The sequence below is a fragment of the Pseudomonas sp. OV546 genome (assembly GCF_900116845.1).
In the GTDB taxonomy this organism is placed as follows: Bacteria; Pseudomonadota; Gammaproteobacteria; order Pseudomonadales; family Pseudomonadaceae; genus Aquipseudomonas; species Aquipseudomonas petroselini.
The window spans coordinates 908,920-928,502 of sequence record NZ_FPCE01000001.1 but is presented as its reverse complement, the minus strand read 5'-3'; the positions used below and the strand labels follow the sequence as shown (position 1 = coordinate 928,502).

General features: G+C 62.4%; 17 protein-coding genes and 1 pseudogene. 3 read left to right on the top strand and 15 right to left on the bottom strand.

Translation table 11 applies throughout. The features are described 5' to 3' along the window. Positions 1-195 precede the first annotated feature (195 nt). Both BM403_RS04385 and BM403_RS04380 read right to left on the bottom strand, forming a co-directional pair. Positions 196-537, bottom strand: coding sequence for a hypothetical protein (locus tag BM403_RS04385; RefSeq protein ID WP_012724709.1), 342 nt, complete (start codon positions 535-537; stop codon positions 196-198). A gap of 46 nt (positions 538-583) precedes the next feature. Continuing rightward, positions 584-1,228: a hypothetical protein gene (locus BM403_RS04380; RefSeq protein ID WP_046034747.1), complete on the bottom strand. Its 645-nt coding sequence runs from the start codon at positions 1,226-1,228 to the stop codon at positions 584-586. A 132-nt stretch (positions 1,229-1,360) separates the two neighbouring features. Between BM403_RS04380 and BM403_RS04375 the strand changes: the two genes are divergently transcribed. Further along, a complete protein-coding gene (locus BM403_RS04375) occupies positions 1,361-1,633 on the top strand; it encodes a hypothetical protein (protein WP_012724711.1) in 273 nt (90 codons plus the stop codon). Here BM403_RS04375 and yfcF read toward each other — a convergent pair. The 5 genes and pseudogenes from yfcF to BM403_RS04350 all read right to left on the bottom strand — a co-directional run bounded on the left by yfcF (position 1,608) and on the right by BM403_RS04350 (position 6,726). Further along, positions 1,608-2,240, bottom strand: a complete 633-nt coding sequence (gene yfcF, locus BM403_RS04370; RefSeq protein WP_093541737.1) for a glutathione transferase — start codon at positions 2,238-2,240, stop codon at positions 1,608-1,610. The two genes, BM403_RS04375 and yfcF, sit on opposite strands and share 26 nt — an antisense overlap. Before the next feature lie 96 nt (positions 2,241-2,336). Next, positions 2,337-2,563, bottom strand: a pseudogene (locus BM403_RS04365) (DUF924 family protein); the annotation flags it as partial. Positions 2,564-2,755: 192 nt separating this feature from the next. Then, complete coding sequence (locus BM403_RS04360; RefSeq protein ID WP_093541735.1) at positions 2,756-5,188, bottom strand: TonB-dependent receptor; 2,433 nt, start codon at positions 5,186-5,188, stop codon at positions 2,756-2,758. 90 nt (positions 5,189-5,278) lie between these two features. Beyond that, complete coding sequence (locus tag BM403_RS04355) at positions 5,279-6,232, bottom strand: FecR domain-containing protein (protein WP_093541733.1); 954 nt, start codon at positions 6,230-6,232, stop codon at positions 5,279-5,281. Next, positions 6,229-6,726: a sigma-70 family RNA polymerase sigma factor gene (locus BM403_RS04350; RefSeq protein WP_043205471.1), complete on the bottom strand. Its 498-nt coding sequence runs from the start codon at positions 6,724-6,726 to the stop codon at positions 6,229-6,231. Before BM403_RS04350 ends, BM403_RS04355 begins: the two co-directional genes overlap by 4 nt. Before the next feature lie 129 nt (positions 6,727-6,855). On the opposite strand from BM403_RS04350, the gene BM403_RS04345 reads away from it, so the two are divergent. After that, a complete protein-coding gene (locus BM403_RS04345; protein ID WP_093541732.1) occupies positions 6,856-8,010 on the top strand; it encodes an acetyltransferase domain-containing protein in 1,155 nt (384 codons plus the stop codon). A gap of 207 nt (positions 8,011-8,217) precedes the next feature. Here BM403_RS04345 and metE read toward each other — a convergent pair whose 3' ends face one another. Next, positions 8,218-10,506, bottom strand: a complete 2,289-nt coding sequence (gene metE / locus BM403_RS04340; RefSeq protein ID WP_093541730.1) for a 5-methyltetrahydropteroyltriglutamate--homocysteine S-methyltransferase — start codon at positions 10,504-10,506, stop codon at positions 8,218-8,220. Between the two features lie 191 nt (positions 10,507-10,697). Between metE and BM403_RS04335 the strand changes: the two genes are divergently transcribed. After that, positions 10,698-12,341, top strand: a complete 1,644-nt coding sequence (locus tag BM403_RS04335; RefSeq protein WP_093541728.1) for a sensor domain-containing diguanylate cyclase — start codon at positions 10,698-10,700, stop codon at positions 12,339-12,341. Positions 12,342-12,458: 117 nt separating this feature from the next. Here BM403_RS04335 and BM403_RS04330 read toward each other — a convergent pair whose 3' ends face one another. The 7 genes from BM403_RS04330 to BM403_RS04300 are packed head-to-tail and all read right to left on the bottom strand — an operon-like array spanning position 12,459 to position 19,274. Then, a complete protein-coding gene (locus BM403_RS04330; protein ID WP_043205473.1) occupies positions 12,459-13,778 on the bottom strand; it encodes an OprD family porin in 1,320 nt (439 codons plus the stop codon). Positions 13,779-13,785: 7 nt separating this feature from the next. Beyond that, positions 13,786-14,619, bottom strand: coding sequence for a phosphodiesterase (locus BM403_RS04325; protein WP_012724721.1), 834 nt, complete (start codon positions 14,617-14,619; stop codon positions 13,786-13,788). A 9-nt stretch (positions 14,620-14,628) separates the two neighbouring features. Further along, complete coding sequence (locus BM403_RS04320; RefSeq protein ID WP_012724722.1) at positions 14,629-15,660, bottom strand: ABC transporter ATP-binding protein; 1,032 nt, start codon at positions 15,658-15,660, stop codon at positions 14,629-14,631. Then, positions 15,657-16,451: an ABC transporter permease gene (locus BM403_RS04315; RefSeq protein WP_012724723.1), complete on the bottom strand. Its 795-nt coding sequence runs from the start codon at positions 16,449-16,451 to the stop codon at positions 15,657-15,659. The genes BM403_RS04320 and BM403_RS04315 overlap by 4 nt, the downstream gene beginning before the upstream one ends. Then, on the bottom strand, positions 16,448-17,266 hold the full coding sequence (locus BM403_RS04310) for an ABC transporter permease (protein WP_012724724.1): 819 nt from the start codon (positions 17,264-17,266) through the stop codon (positions 16,448-16,450). Before BM403_RS04310 ends, BM403_RS04315 begins: the two co-directional genes overlap by 4 nt. Further along, a complete protein-coding gene (locus tag BM403_RS04305; RefSeq protein WP_093541726.1) occupies positions 17,267-18,271 on the bottom strand; it encodes an ABC transporter substrate-binding protein in 1,005 nt (334 codons plus the stop codon). Next, complete coding sequence (locus BM403_RS04300) at positions 18,255-19,274, bottom strand: LacI family DNA-binding transcriptional regulator (RefSeq protein WP_012724726.1); 1,020 nt, start codon at positions 19,272-19,274, stop codon at positions 18,255-18,257. The genes BM403_RS04305 and BM403_RS04300 overlap by 17 nt, the downstream gene beginning before the upstream one ends. Positions 19,275-19,583 lie beyond the last annotated feature (309 nt).

Here is a 19,583-nt window from a genome sequence, read left to right as displayed (position 1 = left end):
AGGGCGGAACCCATAGCAGCCGCTACCTAAATAACGGATATGTACTCGTGCTGATCCAACATCCTGGTCAGCTACCAGGCCGCCGACGGGAGCAAGCTCCCTCGCCACAGGGCCAGCGTCGTACCCAGCATGAGTCGACTGACACACCGCCATCAGGAGCCCCCCTGTCCCACATTGGCTATGTATTGCCTGGAATCACATACATTCCTGCGCCGCCTGCTCCAACCGCGACGGCTTGATCGCCGACGCCAGCGGCTTGCGCTCATACAGGAACACCTTGCCGCCCTCCTGGGACTTATAGACTTCCAGCACATCATCAGCAGCAATCTTGCTGGTCAACACCACCTTGGCGTGGCGCGAGTTCTGCGTCACGGTCGAGGTGATCCCATGTTTTTCCAGCTTGGGCAGCACGCACTGCACATAGGCTTCAGGCCCCTTGCTGGTTTGCAGGGTCAGGGTCGGGGCGTTGGGGGCGGACACACAACCGGCCAGCCACAAGGAAGCAAAGGCCAAGGCCGGGGCGAAAAAAGAGCGCATGAAAAATTCCTGACAATAAAAATAAAGGTTCACATCAAGCCGCCCACTATCCAGCGCGAAGCAGCGCCTTGAGCGACACATCGAACTGCTTCAAAGCATCGAGCTGCACATCCCGCTGCTGCTCGATCTGTGCGGCAATTTCCGGTGCAGCCTTGTCATGTACCCACACCGACGGCACCTGCTTATGCACCGAGCCTTCGGCCTTGGCGATGTATTGCAGGTTCGCGTCGTAGAACCGCGCAATAAACCGCGCCTCGACCTGGTCGTTACGCTGGGTCAGCAGTTGGTTATGGGTGTCAAGCATCACCACCACATCGGGGTGAGCCTGCACCAAGGCATCCAGGCTGTCGTAGACCGTCACCGACAAAAAAGTGCCTTGCAGCGAACTCATCAACCAGTCGATGGCCAGTTCCGGGTCGGAGCTGTTGACGAACGCCTGACGGATGCGTCCGTCGAGGGCATCCTTGGCGCCATTCAAGGCCATGTCGTGGTAGCGTTCAAGGTAGCTGAGGTTGTCGCGGGTGTTATCGCTCAACAACACACCCACCGACTGCGCGTGCTGCAGGGATTCTACGCTAGCGCTGAGAGGGAGCAAATGGCCCGAACGCAGATCATCGGCAATTGCCGCGTTGTTGATCGCGACCGTGCCAAGCATCAACATCATTAAAACAAGCTGAATAAACGTCCTCATCGCGCATTTCCTTGAACAGCGTTTCGATGGGGTGATTTTTCCGCTTTTCCTGCAAAAACAGAACTTGCGATCCGTGATGGTGACTATTATCTGAACCGATAGTGCACCCATAAAACCTATAAGGACCACGCTATGAAGCCTCACCAGAAAACCTTCGACCGCATCCGCGAAGCCGTCCTACCGGAGTTTCGCGAGCGCGTCGCCGATTACCTGGTCGACTATGAAGACGTGCTGCAGGATGAGGCCGCGGGCGCTGATCAAATCAACGCCAGCGCCCAGCAATTACGCGGCTACCTGCGTGGCCTGAACACCACGCGGGTGCTGGGCATGGCCGACTGGGAGGACCTGGACCGCCGCGTCGTGCACATCACTGAACAGGCTACAGCGCAGGGCGTTGTTGATTGACCCACGCCTGTACCGACGGCCGCTGCCACTGACGCTGCGCGTACTCCACCAGCTCGGCAGGCACGCGGTCGCCGTTGAGGATCAGGCGATTGAGCATCACCGCCAGGTCCACGTCCGCGATGGACCACTCACCGAACAGGTAAGGCGGATTATTCGCCAGCAGCGCTTGCGCCGCACTGATCAACTTGGCGGCCGCCGCTTCAGCCTCGGCGCTCAGTGGAGGCATCTTCTGCCCGTAGAACACCACCAGGGTCGAGCGCTCCTGCCGAATCGGCAACAAGTCGCTGCGCAGCCACGCCTGCACCTGGCGCGCCCTCGCCCGCTGCTTGGGGTCGGCCGGGTACACCGGGGTCTCGGGATAAACCTGCTCCAGGTACTCGGTGATTGCCGAAGACTCGGAGAGCGCAAAATCGCTTTCTACCAACGTGGGGACGCGCTGAGTCAGGGACAGGTGGGCGAAATCGGCCGCGTGCTGTTGCGCGGCATCCAGGTCCAGGGTGAGCGTGTCGAACGCCAGGCCTTTTTCCAGCAGGGCGACAAACACCGACATGGCGTAGGGGCTGGTGTACAGCTGATCAACATACAGACGCAACGGACGCTGGCTCATGACGAATCTCCTTGAAGGGAGCACCACGCTACGAGATGTGCCGCCAGAAAGACAATGCGCTGTTTTTATGGGGGCATTCCTCGGCGGAATACCGGGCTAGCCCGCAAACCCGCCCTTGCTCAGGAAAGCGCGCTCTTCGTCTGAGGTCGCCCGAGCCAGCACCTCATTATGATGGGAAAACGCCCGAACCGCTGGATGATCTCGGCATGTTCCTTGGCCCAATGGTAGGTAGTGGCGCCCAGTGGCTGGTTGAGAACCAGAGAGCGCTGCTGATCCGCCGGGTCTTCCGAATGTTCGAAGGGCAGGTAGCAGAATGCACGCAATGCGAACCAGCGTTTGGGGCCGGCGTTTTTCCAGAAGTCGATGACGGAGTGCGGGGTGTCATTGCTCATTGTCGCTACCTACTCTCAATCGAATGCCTCGACGGTAGCAGAAACCCGGTTTCAATTGTGGTGAGCGGGCTCGCCCCGCTCACCACAACAAGCCCGCCAGCCAGAGACAAGCGTGTTCACCGATCAGAAGTCCACTGTTGCCGAGAGCTTGACGGTGCGCGGCTCGCCCTGGGTCAGGTAGTTATTGGCCGTCGACGCCGACGCCCAATAGGCCTTGTTTGCCACGTTCTCGACGTTGGCGCGCAGGGTGATGTACTTGTCGTCCGCCTTGAAGCCATACCGGGCGCCGAGGTCGACGCGGGTCCAGGCCGGGATGCTCAGGGTGTTGGTGGCGTTGACGTATTCGCCCCCGGTGCGCAGCATCCGCGCGTTAACGGCGGCGCCCTGGAGGCCGGGAATGTCCCAGTCGGCGCCCACATTGTATTGGAAGCGCGGCACGCCGGCAGCGCGGTTACCGTCGCTGAGGCCGTTGGAGGTATTCTTCAATTCGGTGTTCATCCAGGTGGCGCCGGCCAGCAGGCGCAAGCCGTCAACCGGTTCGCCGAAAACGTTCAGCTCCACGCCTTTGTTGATCTGCTCACCGTCGACACTGAAGGTGTCCAGGCTATTGCCGGGCAGGCGCGACGTGGAGCTGTTCGGCTGCTCGATGCGGTACACGCCCAAGGTGGCGCCAACGCTGTCCCAATCCAGCTTCACCCCGGCTTCCGTCTGTTTGCTGCGGTTAGGCGCAAAGACCTCGCCGGGGTTGGTGACGTTGCTCAATGGCGCCGTCGGTCCCTGGGCCAGCCCCTCGATGCGGTTGGCATAGAACGACACGTGCTCCCACGGTTTGACCACCAGGCCGTACACCGGCGTGGTGATGCTTTCGGCATAGTTGGCGTTGCGCGCTCCCGTGGTGGTGTTCCATGCATCCACCTCGAGGGTCTGGCGCCGAACGCCCAGGGTCAGCAGCACGCGATCATCGATAAAGCCCAGGGTGTCGGACACCGCCGCGCTCTTGATGCGATTCTTGCCGACGATACGCGGGTCATGGATATCGCTGCCGAAGTAAGTAACGCTCGGGCGCGGAATCTGGGTCGGGTTGTACAGATTGCCCGGTCGGCGGTTGGCCTGCAGGATCGCCTCGAAGGCCGAACGCTGCTCGCCCCAGATCCCCGACAAACCGACGTTCATCTGATGGCTCACCGGGCCGGTGTTGAAATGCCCGTTCAACCCGGCCATGGCGCTCTTGTTGTCTTCATCGTGAGGCGAGTACAAAAAGCCCACACGCCCGCTGCCATCATTGCCCACGTACAGCGACGAATACTGGCCATTTTCCCGCGTATGCTTGGCGCCGCCGCCCACATAGGCGGTCCAGCTTTCATTCAAATCGTATTCGGCATTGAACATGCCATAGGTGTCTTCCAGCTCCGACCAGCTCCAGTCCTGGGCGTAATTGTGCTTGGCTGACGGCGCCTTCGGCACTTGGGTGCCGTTGGGGTAGACCACCGAGCGACCGTTGTTGATGCGCTCTTTCTGGTAGCCGAAGTCGGTGGACACGCGCAGGCGATCGCCACGGTAATCCAGGGCGACAGCCACCAGTTGCGAGCTTTTGAATTCATCCTCAATGGCCGTGTCGCCACCATGCCTGGCCAGGTTGACCCGCGCGCCGAAGCGGTTGTCTTCGCCAAACCGCTGGCCCAGGTCGAGGTGGCCGCCGCGCTGGCCATCGGTGGTGGTATCGAGGGTCACGCTGCGAGTGGGCGCGTCTTCGGCGCGCTTGGGCACCAGGTTAACGCTGCCGCCGATGCCGCTGCCCGCCGGCGACACGCCATTGACGAACGCGTTGGGGCCTTTGAACAACTCCACCCGCTCCAACGCCTCCGTGGTGACGATCTGCCGGGGCAGCACGCCGTACAGGCCGTTGAAGGCAATGTCATCGGTGCTCAGCGGCAGGCCGCGAATAGTGAACACCTGGGAAAAGTTGCCAAAGCCGGAAGACTGGCGCACCGAGGCGTCATTGAGCAGCACATCGCCCACCGTGCGCGCCTGTTGGTCGGCGATGGTCTTGGCGGTGTAGCTGACCACGCTGAACGGCACGTCATTGATCGAACGAGTGCCCAATACCCCCAGGCGCGCCGAGCGTGCGACCTGGCCGCCGGCATAGGTGTCCGCCTGCGCCCCGCCCTCCCCACTGATGGTGGTCGCACCCAGCTGCAACGCATCGCCCGTCGCTTCGGGCACCACGGTGTAGCCGTGGGCGCCGGTGCTTTGCAGGGTATACCCGCTGCCTTGCAACAACTGCATGAAGCCCGCTTGCGCAGTGAAACGGCCCTGCAAGCCAGCGCTTTGCTGGTCATTGAGCAGTGTGGAATCAAACGACAACGGCACCCCGGACAACGCCGCGAACTGCGCCAGTACGTTGCCCAACGGCCCCGGCGCAAGGGTGTAGCTGCGCACCGCACTGGTCGACGCCGCATCGGCGGCCACGGCACTGTGCAACGGTGCGATGGCTGCCAGGGCAACGGCCAGGCTCAAGGCCTTCAAGGGGCGGATGGGGTGCGGTGTGAAGGTCATGGGGATTCCTGTCGGCGCGCTGCAAAGTTGAGGGTTCTCCCCTACACCGGGCGACAACGAAAAAGGTATCAGCGAAGATCGACAATAATTTCAGCGAGGCTCAACGGTCACCCAGTAGCCAGTCAGGCTGCTGACCTTGACCGGCAGCGTTTCCTGCAACAGACGCAGGCTGGCGTCGGTGTCTCGCAAGGGGAACGCCCCGGAGACGGTCAGCCCGGCCACGCTGTCGTGGCAGCGCAACACGCCGTGACGGTAGCGTCCCAGCTCATCGAGCAAGTCCGCCAAGCGCATCTGCTGGGCCAGCAGCATGCCGTTTTCCCAGGTGGTTGCGCTGATTTCCAGCGGCTGCACCGCTGCCACGCCGTCGCTGCCGAATGCGCTTTGCTCACCGGCCTTGAGGATCAGCCCATGGCGGGCATGCTCCGGGAGCATTTCCACCGCGCCGTCAAGCACCGCCACGCGGCTGCTCTGCTCTGCCACTCGAACGCTGAAATGCGTACCCAGGGCGCGGGCGGTGCCGTGGCGGGTTTGCACGATAAACGCACGATGGCGGGGTGCGGGGTCCTTGGCGGTGGTGATCATTATTTCGCCTTGCAGCAACTCGATACGTCGCACCTGATCGGTAAAGGCGATGTTCAACGAGCTGGCGGTGTTGATCAGCAGGCGCGTGCCGTCGGGCAAAGTGAGGTGGCGTTGCTCGCCGATGGCGGTGTGTTGGTCGGCGGTCCACGGCTGCCACGGCTTTTGCCGATAAGCCAACCAGGTCGCCGGCCCCGCCAGCAGCAACAGCCCGAGGGCCTGGCGACGGCCGAGCGATTGCTTACGGCCGATGCGCTTGAGGGTGTCGCCGGCAATCGCGCCCGGCACACTGTTGAAGTCGCCCAGGATCGCCTCCGCCCGTTGCCAGGCCTGGGCGTGCTGGGCGCTGCGGCCCTGCCATTGGGCGATGGCGCGGCGGTCTTCGTCGGTGGCGCTGCCGGACTGCAACTGCACCATCCAGTCGGCGGCTTCGCCGAGGATCAGCGGGTCGATGGACGGGTTCATGCCACGCTCAGGCATGCCAGGAACGCATCGCGCATGTAGCGTTTGACCGAGACCAGCGACACCTTCAATTCCTCGGCGATCTGCGCGTACGTCAGGCCATCGATCTGCGACATCAGGAAGGCCTGGCGGGTCTTGTCCGGCAAATCGCGCAGCATGGCTTCGATGCGGTACAGCGCCTCAAGAATCAGCCAGCGGGTTTCCGGCGACGGCACCTCCTGCTCCGGCAAGTGGGCAATGGTTTCCAGATAAGCGCGCTCGACTTCCTGGCGGCGCCAGCTGTCGATCATCAAGCCCTTGGCGATGTGGGTGAGCAACGCACGCGGCTCGCTGCCGAAACCCGCACTGTGCTGCCGGGTGAGCAGGCGCATGAAGGTGTCGTGGGCCAGGTCGGCCGCATCGCTGGCGTTGCCCAACTTGCGGTCGAGCCAGCGGTATAACCATCCGTGGTGTTCGCAGTACAGCGCCTCGACAGGCAGATTGAGCGAAGACGACATGCAGATCACCGGGGACCAGAGAGTAATTAAGAATTGATCGCATTCTAATCTGCGCAACGAAACGCGGCAACGCGCAAATTAATGTTATAGGATAACGCCCATTTTCCGTCCTGCACTGTGATCACGCCCATGACCGACGCTGTTCCCCTGCGCCAACGCCTGCTTTCCATCGACGCCCTGCGCGGCCTGGTGATCCTGTTCATGCTGCTGGACCACGTGCGCGAAACCTTCCTGCTGCACCGCCAGGTCAGCGACCCGATGATCATCGACAGCACCGAGCCGGTGCTGTTTGTCAGCCGCACCCTCGCCCACCTGTGCGCGCCGGTGTTTGTGCTGCTCACGGGGTTGTCGGCGTGGCTCTACGGCCAGAAATACCAGGGCCGCCGCGATGTGTCGGCATTCCTGTTCAAGCGCGGGCTCTTCCTGGTGGTGCTGGAATTTACCTTGGTCAACTTCGCCTGGACCTTCCAACTGCCGCCCAGCGTGATCTATATGCAGGTGATCTGGGCGATTGGCGTAAGCATGCTCGCGCTGGCCGCGCTGGTGTGGTTGCCGCGCCCGCTGTTGATCGGGTTGGCCTTGGTGATCATTGGCGGGCACAACCTGTTGGATGGCGTGCACTTCGAGGCGGGTTCGGCCTTGCAGATTCCGTGGACGATCCTGCATGAGCGCAGTTGGATTGAGGTCGGCGATTCGCTGCGACTGCGCACTACCTACCCGGTGCTGCCGTGGATTGGCGTGATTGCGCTGGGTTACGGCCTGGGCCCGTGGTTTGCCAATGGCACGCAGCCGGTGCTGCGCCAACGTTATCTGTTGCTCGGCGGTGTGGGGGCGTTGGTGGGATTCGTGCTGTTGCGGACGGCCAACGGGTATGGCGAGAAGCCTTGGCAGGCGTATGACAGTGGCGTGCAGACGCTGATGAGCTTTTTCAACGTCACCAAGTACCCGCCTTCGCTGTTGTTCCTGGCGCTGACGTTGGGGATCGGCTTGTTGCTGTTGCTGGCGTTTGAACGTGCGGGACAAAAACGTTGGATTGGCATCTTGGCCACGTTCGGCGCCGCGCCGATGTTCTTCTACCTGCTGCACTTGTATGTCTTGAAAGTCCTTTACGTCGCCTGCGTGGCGCTGTTTGGCCTCAATCACGGCAACTACTTCGGCTTCGACAGTATGGGCGCCATCTGGCTGGTGGCGCTGCTGTTACCGCTGGCACTCTATCCACCGGTGCGCTGGTTTGCGGCGCTCAAGGCACGCCGCCGCGACCTGGCCTGGCTCAAATACCTCTGACCCGACACCGTCCAACTGTGGGAGGGGGCGTGCCCTAACTCCAGTCAGTTAAGAAGTAGAAAGGGTAAAAAGTAATCTGTGGCGAGGGAGCTTGCTCCCGTTGGGCCGCGAAGCGGCCCCAGCTCTTTGCTCGAAAAAACCAGGACTGCTGCGCAGTCCAACGGGAGCAAGCTCCCTCGCCACAGGTACACACCGTTCTAGGAGGCGTTAAGCCAGTTCAGCCCGCAGTTGACGCGCTGCCGTCACCATGTGAATCAACGCCGCTTCCGTCTCCGGCCAGCCACGGGTTTTCAACCCGCAATCCGGGTTCACCCACAACCGCTCAGCCGGAATCCGCTTGGCCGCCTTGCGCAGCAGGTTGGCCATCTCCGAGGCATCCGGCACGCGTGGCGAGTGGATATCGTAGACGCCCGGGCCGATGTCGTTCGGGTAGGCAAAGGCTTCGAACGCGTCCAGCAACTCCATGTCCGAGCGTGAGGTCTCGATGGTGATCACGTCGGCGTCCATTGCCGCGATCGACTCGATCACGTCGTTGAACTCGCTGTAGCACATGTGGGTGTGGATCTGGGTTTCATCGCGCACGCCCGAGGCGCACAGGCGGAACACTTCGGTGGCCCAGTCCAGGTAGTGCTGCCACTGTGCCTGGCGCAACGGCAGGCCTTCACGGAACGCAGCTTCGTCGATCTGCACGATCTTGATGCCGGCGGCTTCCAAATCCACCACTTCGTCACGAATCGCCAGGGCCAGTTGGCGGGCCTGCACTTCACGGCTCACGTCTTCGCGAGGGAACGACCACATCAGCATGGTCACGGGACCGGTGAGCATGCCCTTCACGACCTTGCTGGTCAGGCCTTGGGCGTAACGGATCCACTCCACGGTCATCGCGTTCGGGCGGCTCAGGTCACCGAAAATCACCGCCGGTTTCACGCAGCGCGAACCGTAGCTCTGCACCCAACCGAAGCGGGTGAACGCGTAGCCGTCCAACTGCTCGGCGAAGTATTCGACCATGTCGTTACGTTCGGCTTCCCCGTGTACCAGCACGTCCAGGCCGAGGTTTTCCTGCACTTCAACCGCGTGCTTGATCTCGCTGTGCATCGCTTCGACATACTCGGCTTCGCTCAACTTGCCGGCCTTATACGACTGGCGCGTCAGACGGATCGACGCAGTCTGCGGGAACGAACCGATGGTGGTGGTCGGGAACAACGGCAGGTTGAGGCCGGCACGTTGCTGCTCGATACGCTGGGCAAACAGCGATTGGCGCTGGCTGTCCTTGGTGGTGATCGCCGCCACACGGGCCTGCACGGCCGGCTTGTGGATACGCGGTGAAGCCGCGCGCGCAGCCTGCACGGCGCGGCTTTCGGCCAGGGCAGCGAGTACGTTGGGCGCCTCGGGCGCGCTGACTGCTTGGGCCAATACCGCCACTTCGGCGCACTTCTGTACGGCAAATGCCAGCCAGCGCTTGAGCTCGGCATCCAGTTTATCTTCACGGCCCAGGTCAACCGGGCTGTGCAGCAAGGAGCAGGAAGGCGCTACCCACAGGCGATCCCCTAGTTTTTCATGCGCATGCTGCAAGGTGGCCAGGGCCTTTTCCAGGTCGCAGCGCCAGACGTTACGGCCGTTGACCACGCCCAGGGACAGCACCTTATAAGCCGGCAAGCGGTCGAGAATGGTCGGGTACTGGTCCGGGGCACGCACCAGGTCGATGTGCAGACCATCGACCGGCAGGTTGGCGGCCAGGCCGAGGTTTTCTTCAAGGCCGCCAAAGTAGGTGGCCACCAGCTTTTTCAGCGGGTCGCGCTGGATCAGGTTGTAGGCGCGCTCAAACGCGTTTTTCCACGCTTGCGGCAGGTCGAGCACCAGGATGGGCTCGTCGATCTGCACCCATTCCACCCCCAGATCAGCCAGGCGCTGGAAGATCTGGCCATACAACGGCAGCAGGCGCTCCAACAGGTCAAGCTTGTCGAAGTCGCCGCCCTTGGCCTTGCCCAACCACAGGTAAGTCAATGGACCGATGACAACGGGCTTGACGTTGTGACCCAGTTCGCGGGCTTCCTGCACTTCTTCGAACAGTTGCTCCCAACCCAGGTGGAACTGCTGGTCAGCGCTGAACTCAGGCACCAGGTAGTGGTAGTTGGTGTCGAACCACTTGGTCATTTCCTGGGCGTGGGCACCGCCGCAGCAGCTGTCGCTGTCGCCACGGGCCATGCCGAACAGGGTGTGGAGGGTGGCTTTGCCATCGGCTGGGCGGAAACGCTCGGGGATCACGCCGAACATCAGCGAGTGCGCCAGTACCTGGTCGTACCAGGCGAAATCACCGACGGGCAGCAGTTCAATGCCGGCCTGTTTTTGCAGGTGCCAATGGGTCTTGCGCAGGTCACGGCCAACGGCACGCAAGCCGGCTTCATCCAGCTCGCCCTTCCAGAACGCTTCCTGCGCTTTTTTCAGTTCACGGTCGCGTCCAATACGCGGGAATCCGAGGGAATGAGCGACTGCCATGACTTACAACTCCAATGTCGATATTGATGGCAGCCATTGTCGGCACACACTCATCATGAGACAAACTCATTTAATTTGAGATGATCACAAGATCTATTCATGTTTACAGACAGGGATACGCCATCGTTCGCTGGCCGCACCCCGTCCAATACGCATACCATGGGTCAAAACACTCAACCGAATGAGCCCTCATGATCAAAGCCAGCCTGCGCAGTCACCTGACCCTCTGGTTCGCCGGCTTATCGTTACTCACGTTGTTGAGCGTGGGCTTCTATGTGGGCCATATCGCCACTGAACAGGTGAAGCAGGCCAGCGGCAATACGCTGTTGAGCACCGCCCGTTCCACGGCGGCGCTGCTGGCCGCGCAACTGCGCGAGCGGCAACTGGAAGTGTCGTTGCTGAGCAAGGCGCCGCTGTTTCGCCAGGGCAACCTGGACGCGCCGGATATCCTGACGTTGATGGAACTGCGCACCCAATCGCGCGCCGAGTATGCGTGGATGGGGGTGGCCGACGCCGAGGGCAAGGTGCACCAGGCGGTCAACGGGTTGCTGGTCAATCAGTCGGTGCAGCAACGGCCGTGGTTCCAGGCGGGCATGCGCGGCGAGTACGCCGGTGATCCCCATGAAGCCGTGCTGCTGGCCAAGCTGTTGCCGGGGGCCACGAATGGCGAGCCATTGCGCTTTATCGATTTCGCCGCGCCGATCCGCAACGCACAAGGTGAAACCATCGGTGTACTGGGCGCCCATGCGCATTGGCGGTGGGTCACGCAAATCGTCGATTCCGCCGTGATGCAGAAGGATGCCCTGCCCGACCTTGAAGCCCTGATTGTCGACTTCGACGGCAAAGTGCTCTACCCACAAGTGCTGGCCGGTGAGCCGATGCCGCAAGCCAACCTGGGCAAACCGTCCGGCTGGTCCACCGGCAACGGCTACGTCACCGCCTCGGTGGCGGTACCCAGCCCGTCGAATGCGAAAGTGAGCTGGTACATCGTGGTGCGCCAACCCCTGGATATCGCGCTGCAACCGGCACGCGTGCTGCTGTACAAGCTGTTGCTCCTGGGCGTGATCGCAGCCTTGGTGTTCGGGCTCGTCGCCTATTACTTGGCGTCCACCCTCAGCCGTCCAATCGAACGCCTGGTACGGTCTGCCAAACAGGTGCAAGACAATCAACCCGGCGCAGCCTTCCCCCAGGAACACCCCGTGCTGGAAATCGCCCAATTAGGCCGTTCGCTCACCGGCATGACCCAGTCCCTGCTGTCCAAGGAACGTCAGCTGCAGGACGCCAATGCCTCCCTGGAAGCCACCGTCGCGCAACGCACCGCCGACCTGACCCAAGCCAATGCCGAGCTGCTCAAGCTCGCCACCCACGATGCATTGACCGGTGTCTACAACCGTCGCCGCTTCGATGAAAAACTCGCCGAAAACAGCCTGCTGTTCCAACGCACCGGCCGCACCTTCGCCTTGCTGCTGATCGACGCCGACTACTTCAAGCGCGTCAACGACAGCTACGGCCACGCCATCGGCGACGACGTGCTGTGCCAATTGGCCGCCCTGATTAAAAACACCACCCGCGCCACCGACTTCGTCGCGCGCTACGGTGGTGAGGAATTCGCGGTGCTGCTGCCCGAAGTCGAAGAACCCGACAGCCCCGACGTGGTCGCCGAGAAAATCCGCGTCGCCGTGGAGGCGGCGGTGTTCCCAACCGTCGGCCATGTGACCGTGAGTATCGGCGTCGGGGTGGCCGAGCCGTCGGACCGCGACACCTCGGCGCTGCTCAAGCGGGCGGATATGCAATTGTATGAGGCTAAAGCGGCGGGCAGGAATCGCGTGGCCTGACACTGCTGTGAAGAGGCCGCTTGCTGTGGCGAGGGAGCTTGCTCCCGCTTTTTCAGGTCTGCTGCGCAGCCCAACGGGAGCCAGCCCCCTCGCCACAGGGTTAGGGTTGAAGTGCCGTTACAGCAACGGAATCGAATAACTCACAAACACCCGATTCTGATCCTGGTCCCGCGCCACTTCACTGCGCGACACGCCGTTGCGCCAGCCAAACCCGACGTTCTTGAACGTGCCGCTCTGCACCACGTAATCCAGTGAGATATCGCGCTCCCACTCACTGGCATCGTTGCCGCTGGCGGTGAGGATGTGGTCACCCTTCAAGTACATCAGCGACGCCTTCAAACCGGGCACGCCCAGGGACGCGAAGTCGTAGGCGTACTGCGCAAACGCCGTACGCTCGCCCGCCTGGATAAAGGTTTGCACGGTGCGATCGGTGTAGAGGTAAAGGCTGGCGCCGCCCTCCCCTTTGTTCACCAGGCCACCCTGGTTGAGTTGGGCGAAGTTACTGTCATCCGAGACTTGCTGGTAACCGGCGGTAATCGCATGCGGCCCCAGGGAGTAGATGAACGCCGCGCTCCAGGTGTTGTTGTCGATTTCACCGTTGCCGTTTTTGGTAAACCCACTGATTTTGTAGCCTTCGGCACGGCCGGCGGCGCTGCTGTTTTTGCCGTCGGAGCTGGTCTTGAAGTAGCGCAGGTCGGTTTTCAATGAGCCGTAATCACCGAGCGGCAGTACATGGATCAACCCGGCGAAGTGCTGCTGGTAATAATCCTCGAGGTTGGCGTAGTAGTACTGGACCATCAGGTCCTTGGTCACTTGGTAATCGGCGCCTGCATAGTTGAACGTGTTGCTTTCCTGGGTACCGCCCGCTGCCGCCAGGCCGCTGCGATCACTGGAGCCGCGGCCGGTGGTGTGTTGCAGCTGGCCGCCGGTCAGGGTCAGGTTATCGATGTCTTTGCTGGTGATTTGCCCGCCTTCGAAAGACTGTGGCAACAGGCGACCGTCGTTGCTCACCAGGATCGGCAGGTTTGGACGCAGGTAGCCGTAGCGCAGTTCGCTCTTGGCGAAACGCGCCTTGGCCGTTGCGCCGCCACGGGCCCAGTTGTCAACGGCCTTGCCGTCGTCGTTGGGGATCATCGAGCTGCCCACATGGCGGCCAGCGCCGCTGTCGAGGGTCACGCCGAGCATGCCGACGGCGTCCAGGCCAAACCCCACGGTGCCATCGGTAAAGCCCGATTGATAGTTGAGGATAAACGCCTGGCCCCACTCTTCGGTCTTCGAGGGGGCGGCGGCGCCGTCACGGTTGTCGTTGTTGAAGTAGAAGTTGCGCATACTCAAGTTGGCTTTGCTGTCCCCCAAAAAATCAGCCGAAGCCAAGGGGCTCAAGGCAATGCCCAGGCCGCCGGTTAATACGCTTAACACATTCAAAGTGGCTTTCATCACAACCTCAGTCAATTAACCCATGAGCGTCATAAAACGGATACGGCCCCGGGTAGTCCCCGAATACGCCGTTGTGGCTGATCAAACCTTGTTGCGCCTCCCAGCGATGCAACAAATAGCCCGCCGGCTCCAGGTTGAAATGCGCGGGCGCCGCTTCTTGCAAATCCAGCACGATCTGGTGAGAAGTGCCGGGGCACACACAACTCACACTGCCGCCGAAACGCCGCTGCATCGGCCGGTGCAGGTGCCCGCACAACAGGCGCTCCACTTGCGGATGGCGCGCAACGACTTGCTCGAGGGCGGCGGCGTTGATGAAAGGTTCACGGTCCATGTGGCCGATGCCACTGATAAACGGCGGGTGATGCAGGATCAACAGCGTTGGCGCGTGCGGGCGCAGCGCCAACTGCTCGTCGAGCCACTGCAGTTGGCTGTCGAGTAACTGGCCGCCGTGACCTCCCGGGATGGTCGAGTCGAGGCCGATCAGGCGCAGCGGGTGGTCGTCTACCACCCAGTCCAATGGGCCATCCGCCGACGCGGGCAAATAGGGGTGATCACGGAACGCCTCCAGCAGCGGACCTCGTGTGTCGTGGTTGCCGGGCACCAGGTAGCAGGGCATCTGCAGGCGGGCGAGTTCAGGGTGCAGCACGGCGTATTCATCGGCGCGGCCGAAATCCACCAGGTCACCGCTGATCACCACGATATCGGGGCGCGGGTGGCTGGCGTTCAGGTGGTCGACGGCACGGCGCAGCGCGCCCAAGGTGTCGACAACGCCATAGGTGAGGCGCTGGCCGGCTTTAAGGTGCAGGTCGCTGATCTGCGCGACAAGAAACGGATGATTCACAATAGATTCTCAAGCATTCAGGGTGAACAACATGTGCGGCGCAATCGCCAAGGCAATCGGCGCGCCGACGGTGTAGAGCTGGTTGTCGCTGCTGTCGACCAGCAGCGGTTGCGGGCCGCCGACGTCCACGAGCAGACGGCTTTGCGCGCCCTGGAAAAACTGCGCCAGCAGATGGCCGTGCAGGTGCCCTTCTCCTTCCATCACCCGCAAGTGTTCAGGGCGGCAGTAGATCGTGCTGGGCAGGTCCGCTCCGTGCCACGGCAACTCGCCGCCGCAGACTTTCAAGCCATGCGCTGAAGGCTCGATCACCGCGAAGGCATTGAGGTTGCCGACAAACCCCGCGACGAAGGCGTTAGCCGGTTTCTGGTAGATGTCCCGTGGGCTAGCCAGTTGGGCAACACGCCCGTGTTCCATCACCAGGATGCGGTCGCCCAGGGCCATGGCTTCACCCTGGTCGTGGGTGACGAACACCGAGGTGATGCCGAGCCCACGCAGCAGCTCGTTCAGTTCGCTGCGCAGCCGTTCGCGCAATTGCGCATCGAGGGCCGCCAGCGGTTCATCCAGCAATAACACCTTGGGGCGCGGCGCCAAGGCACGGGCCAGGGCCACACGCTGACGCTGGCCGCCGGAGAGCTCGTGGATGCTGCGCTTGCCGTGATGCTGCAAGCCCACCAGTTCCAGCAATTCGTCGCAGCGCTTGTTGCGCTCAGGCACCGACATGCCGCGAATCTTCAAGCCGTAAACGATATTCCCCGCCACATCCAGGTTGGGGAACAGCGCGTAGTTCTGGAATACCATGCCCACGTCGCGGCGTTCGATCGGCAGGCGGGTCACGTCCTGATCGCCAAAAAACACTTGGCCCACATCCGGGCGTTCCAGGCCGGCGATCAGGCGCAAGGTCGTGGTTTTGCCACAGCCTGACGGGCCAAGGATCGCCAGGGTTTCGCCGCCTTCGACGGTCAGGTTCAGGTCATGCACGGCCACGGTGCCGTCGGCGAACGCCTTGCGACAGCCTTGCAGGCGAATAGTGATAGCGGTCATCGACGCTCTCCACGGGACAAACGGGCACTGATGGCCTGCAGCGCGATCAGCAGCGGCACGATCATCAGCAAAAAGATAAGGGTGTAGGCGCTGGCGATTTCCAGGCGCGCCGAGGCGTAGCTGTCCGCCAGGCCCACGGGCAAGGTCTTGGTCATCGGCGTATGGAGCATCCAGGTCAGGTTGAACTCACCCAGGGACAACGTGACCACCATCAGCACACCGGCCAGGATCCCCGCCCGGCAGTTGGGCACCACCACGCTGAAGAAACGCTTGATCGGACCGGCGCCCAGGCTGGCCGCCGCCTCCTCCAGCACCGGCAATTGCTGGCGCTGCATCACCGCCATCACCGGGCGTACCAGGAACGGCAAGGTGAACAACACGTGGCCGACCAGAATGAACACCCAGCTGCTGCGGAAGCTGCCGAACTGGCCGTAGGTGAGCAGCAAGGCCAGCGCACTGGCCAGTCCGGGCATGGCCACCGGCAGCACCATCAGTTCTTCAAAAGCGCGGCTGAAGCGGTTGTTCATACGCACCAATGCGTAGGCCGCCGGTACGCCAATCACGCAGACGCACACGGCACAGGCCAGCGCCAGTTGCAGCGACAGCCACACGGTGGGCGAATAGGCCTGCCACACCTGGATCAACCAATCGAAGGTCAAGCCGCTGGACAGGCCCACAAAGAAATTGCGCGTCAGCCCGGCCAGCAGCGACATGAGCACCGGCACCAACATGAAGGCACACACCAGCAGGGTAAACAGCAGTTGCATCACAAACAGCGATGAGCGTTTCACAGCACAGTCCCCGCGTTTTTCACCAGGCGGCGCGTGAGCAGCAACACGGCCCAGGTCACCGCGCCGAGCACCACCGACAGCGCGGCAGCCACGGCAAAGTTGGCGTAGTTGGTAAACACGTTGTAGATCGCCACCGGGGTGACATTCAGCCGCGTGCCCAAGGTAAAGGCGGTGCCAAAGGCGCCCATGGACGTGGCAAAACAAATCGCCCCGCACGACGCCAGCGCCGGCGCCAGGCCCGGCACAATCACATCGCACACCACCCGCCAATGCCCGGCGCCCAGCGAATGCGCGGCTTCTTCCAGGCTGCGGTCGAGGCTTTCGCAGGCGGCCATCACCGTGAGGATCACCCGCGGAATCGAGAAATACAGGTACCCCACGAACAACCCCGCCAGCGAGTAGGCAAAGATCCAGCGCTCACCCGCCAGTTGCAGGCCCAGGGCGGCAAACAGGCCCTGGCGCCCCGCCAGCAGAATCACCAGGAAGCCCACTACCACGCCGGGAAACGCCAGCGGAAACGTCAGCAATGCCACCAGCGCCGAGCGCCCGAAGAACTGCTGGCGGGCGAGAAACACGCCGCTGATGCCGCCTATCACCAACGCGACCAGCGTCACCACCACCGCCAGCACCAGGGTTTGCCCAAGGCTGCCCAGGTACTGCGCGCTGCTGAGTACCTGCCAGTAACCGCTGCCGTTGCTGTCACGGCTTTCGGCACCGAGCAGCACCAAGTGCGCAAGCGGCAACAGCCAGAACGCGAGCAGCACCGCAAACGCCGGGGCCAGTGCCCAGGCGGCATGTCTTGCCGATGCTGCCACTTACTTGACCTCGTTCAGGTAACGGGCGGCGAAGGCTTCCTGCACAGCGGCCATTTTTTCGTAGTCCACCACCCCGGCGCGCGCGTAATCGCTGTCGGGCAGGAACTGCGCGGCGACGTCGGCCGGCATTTTCATCGGGCGCACAGGGCGCAGGTACGCCTTGGCCCAGAGTGCCTGGCCTTCGTCCGACAGCACGAAGTCGAGGACTTTTTCGGCATTGGCGCGGTGCGGCGCGTTGGCCACCAGGCTCATCACGTAAGGCACGCTGATGCTGCCTTCCTTGGGGATCACGAAGGCGACATTGGCCTTGTCTTTGTAGCGCGCGCGGTAGGCGTTGAAGTCGTAGTCCACCAGGATCGGCAACTCACCGGACAGCACTCGTGCATACGCGGTTTGCTTGGGCACGATGGGCGCGTTCTTTGCCAGTTTCTGGAAGTAGTCGATGGCCGGGGCAAAGTTGTCGAGGTCGCCGCCCATGGCGCGGTTGATCGCCACTGCCGACACGTAGCCGACGAAGGCGCTGGACGGGTCGAGGTAACCGACCATGCCTTTGTACTCTGGCTTGAGCAGGTCGGCCCAGCTTTGCGGCACCGGCAAACCACCGAGTGCATCGACGTTGACCATAATGCCCAAGGTGCCGGAATGGATCGCGAACCAATGGCCGGCCGGGTCTTTGAGGCCCGCCGGAATCTGCTCCCAGGCCTTGGGTTTGTAGGTGTCGACCACCTGGGCTTTTTGCGCCTGCAGGCCGAAGGTCACGCCGTAGTAGACGACGTCGGCGACCGGTGCGGCTTTTTCCGCCACCAACTGCGCCAGGGACTGGCCGGAGTTCTTGTTGTCCAGCGGCACGTGCACGCCGGTGCTGGCGGCGATGGCCTTGAGCTGAGTGCCCCAGTCAGCCCAGTCCGGCGGGCAGTTGTAGCAAATCGCGGTGTCGGCGGCCTGGGCCAGGCTGGCCGTACCGCACAGCAGCAGGGCTGCCAGGGTTTTACTGAGTGCGCGCATCAAGGGTCTCCTCATGGGGTTGGGTACTGTCGCCTGGTCGAATGTGGCAAGGCAGGCAATGGGAAATCGGGGCGTTGCCGGCGATCTGCGCCAGCAATTGGTCAATCACGGTGCTGGCAAGCAGCGCAATGGGCTGCACCACGCTGCACAGGGTCGGGTGCATCTGGGTGCCGAGGCTGATGCCGTCGAACCCCATCACCGAGAGTTGTTCGGGTACGTTCCAAGCGTTGCGGCGCAACTCAGCGATCAGGCTGATTGCCAGGAAATCGTTGGAGCACACCAAAGCGGTGGGTGCCTCGGCCCCCTGTAGGAAAGGTTCGATAGCAGCGAATTCAGCCTGGGTGTGGGCCGGCATTTCGATCACCGGGCGGCTCTTGAGGCCGTATTCCTTCATCGCATCGCAGTAACCGGCGTAACGCAGGCGGGCACGGTCCGATTGCAAAGCGGGGCCAGCGACCATGCTGATGCGCCGGTGTCCGGCGTCCAGCAGATACCGGGTTGCCATGGCCATGCCGGCGCGGTTGTCGACCGACACGGCGCTGTAGTTGGGGTTGCTAGGTTGGTGGTAGGCCAGTACGAACGGCGTCTGTTCGGTGTTCAGGCTGCTGAGCACGCTATTGCTCTCGGCATCGGTGACCGTCAGCACCAGGCCGTCGACGCGCTGGCGCAGCAGCTCTTCCACCACAATGCACTCGCGTTCACTGCTGTAGTCGGTGGTTGCCAGCAACAGGCTGTAGCCGCGCGACCGTGCAGCGCGCTCCATGGCCTGGAACTGCTCGGCAAACACCGGGTTGAGCAGGTTAGGCACCACCACGCCGATCAATTGGGTGGTTTGCAGGCGCAATTGGCGGCCCAGCAGGTTCGGCCGGAAGCCCAACTCACGGGCGGCGGCGAACACCTGCTCGCGGGTGGTCGGGCGCACTTGGTCGGGGGAGGCAAAGGTGCGGGCGGCGGTGGCGCGGGATACACCAGCCAGGCGCGCAACGTCTTTCAGGTCAGTCATTGTCACTCGCTTGAGATCGATCTCATTGGCGAGGACAGTAGCGGGGGAATGTGGCAGTTCAGTGCCGAGAACATGACGATTTGATGTCAGCCAAGGACTGCTTCTATGCACCTGTGGTGAGCGGGCTTGCCCCGCGCTGGGTGGCGAAGCCACCCCAATAAGGACGCCGCGGAGCTCCAGAAAAATCGTGGTGCCTGGATTCAGGACGGCTTCGCCCCCCAGCGCGGGGCAAGCCCGCTCACTACAAAAAAACGGTGTCGGCCCCTGAACAGTCACACTCCGGCGCTACGCTCGTAAACCAAGGGCAGC

Bases quoted from the DNA above. Each gene is read 5' to 3' on its own strand.
- BM403_RS04385 (WP_012724709.1), bottom strand. From the start codon at position 537: ATGCGCTCTTTTTTCGCCCCGGCCTTGGCCTTTGCTTCCTTGTGGCTG.
- BM403_RS04380 (WP_046034747.1), bottom strand. From the start codon at position 1,228: ATGAGGACGTTTATTCAGCTTGTTTTAATGATGTTGATGCTTGGCACG.
- BM403_RS04375 (WP_012724711.1), top strand. From the start codon at position 1,361: ATGAAGCCTCACCAGAAAACCTTCGACCGCATCCGCGAAGCCGTCCTA.
- yfcF (WP_093541737.1), bottom strand. From the start codon at position 2,240: ATGAGCCAGCGTCCGTTGCGTCTGTATGTTGATCAGCTGTACACCAGC.
- BM403_RS04360 (WP_093541735.1), bottom strand. From the start codon at position 5,188: ATGACCTTCACACCGCACCCCATCCGCCCCTTGAAGGCCTTGAGCCTG.
- BM403_RS04355 (WP_093541733.1), bottom strand. From the start codon at position 6,232: ATGAACCCGTCCATCGACCCGCTGATCCTCGGCGAAGCCGCCGACTGG.
- BM403_RS04350 (WP_043205471.1), bottom strand. From the start codon at position 6,726: ATGTCGTCTTCGCTCAATCTGCCTGTCGAGGCGCTGTACTGCGAACAC.
- BM403_RS04345 (WP_093541732.1), top strand. From the start codon at position 6,856: ATGACCGACGCTGTTCCCCTGCGCCAACGCCTGCTTTCCATCGACGCC.
- metE (WP_093541730.1), bottom strand. From the start codon at position 10,506: ATGGCAGTCGCTCATTCCCTCGGATTCCCGCGTATTGGACGCGACCGT.
- BM403_RS04335 (WP_093541728.1), top strand. From the start codon at position 10,698: ATGATCAAAGCCAGCCTGCGCAGTCACCTGACCCTCTGGTTCGCCGGC.
- BM403_RS04330 (WP_043205473.1), bottom strand. From the start codon at position 13,778: ATGAAAGCCACTTTGAATGTGTTAAGCGTATTAACCGGCGGCCTGGGC.
- BM403_RS04320 (WP_012724722.1), bottom strand. From the start codon at position 15,660: ATGACCGCTATCACTATTCGCCTGCAAGGCTGTCGCAAGGCGTTCGCC.
- BM403_RS04305 (WP_093541726.1), bottom strand. From the start codon at position 18,271: ATGCGCGCACTCAGTAAAACCCTGGCAGCCCTGCTGCTGTGCGGTACG.
- BM403_RS04300 (WP_012724726.1), bottom strand. From the start codon at position 19,274: ATGACTGACCTGAAAGACGTTGCGCGCCTGGCTGGTGTATCCCGCGCC.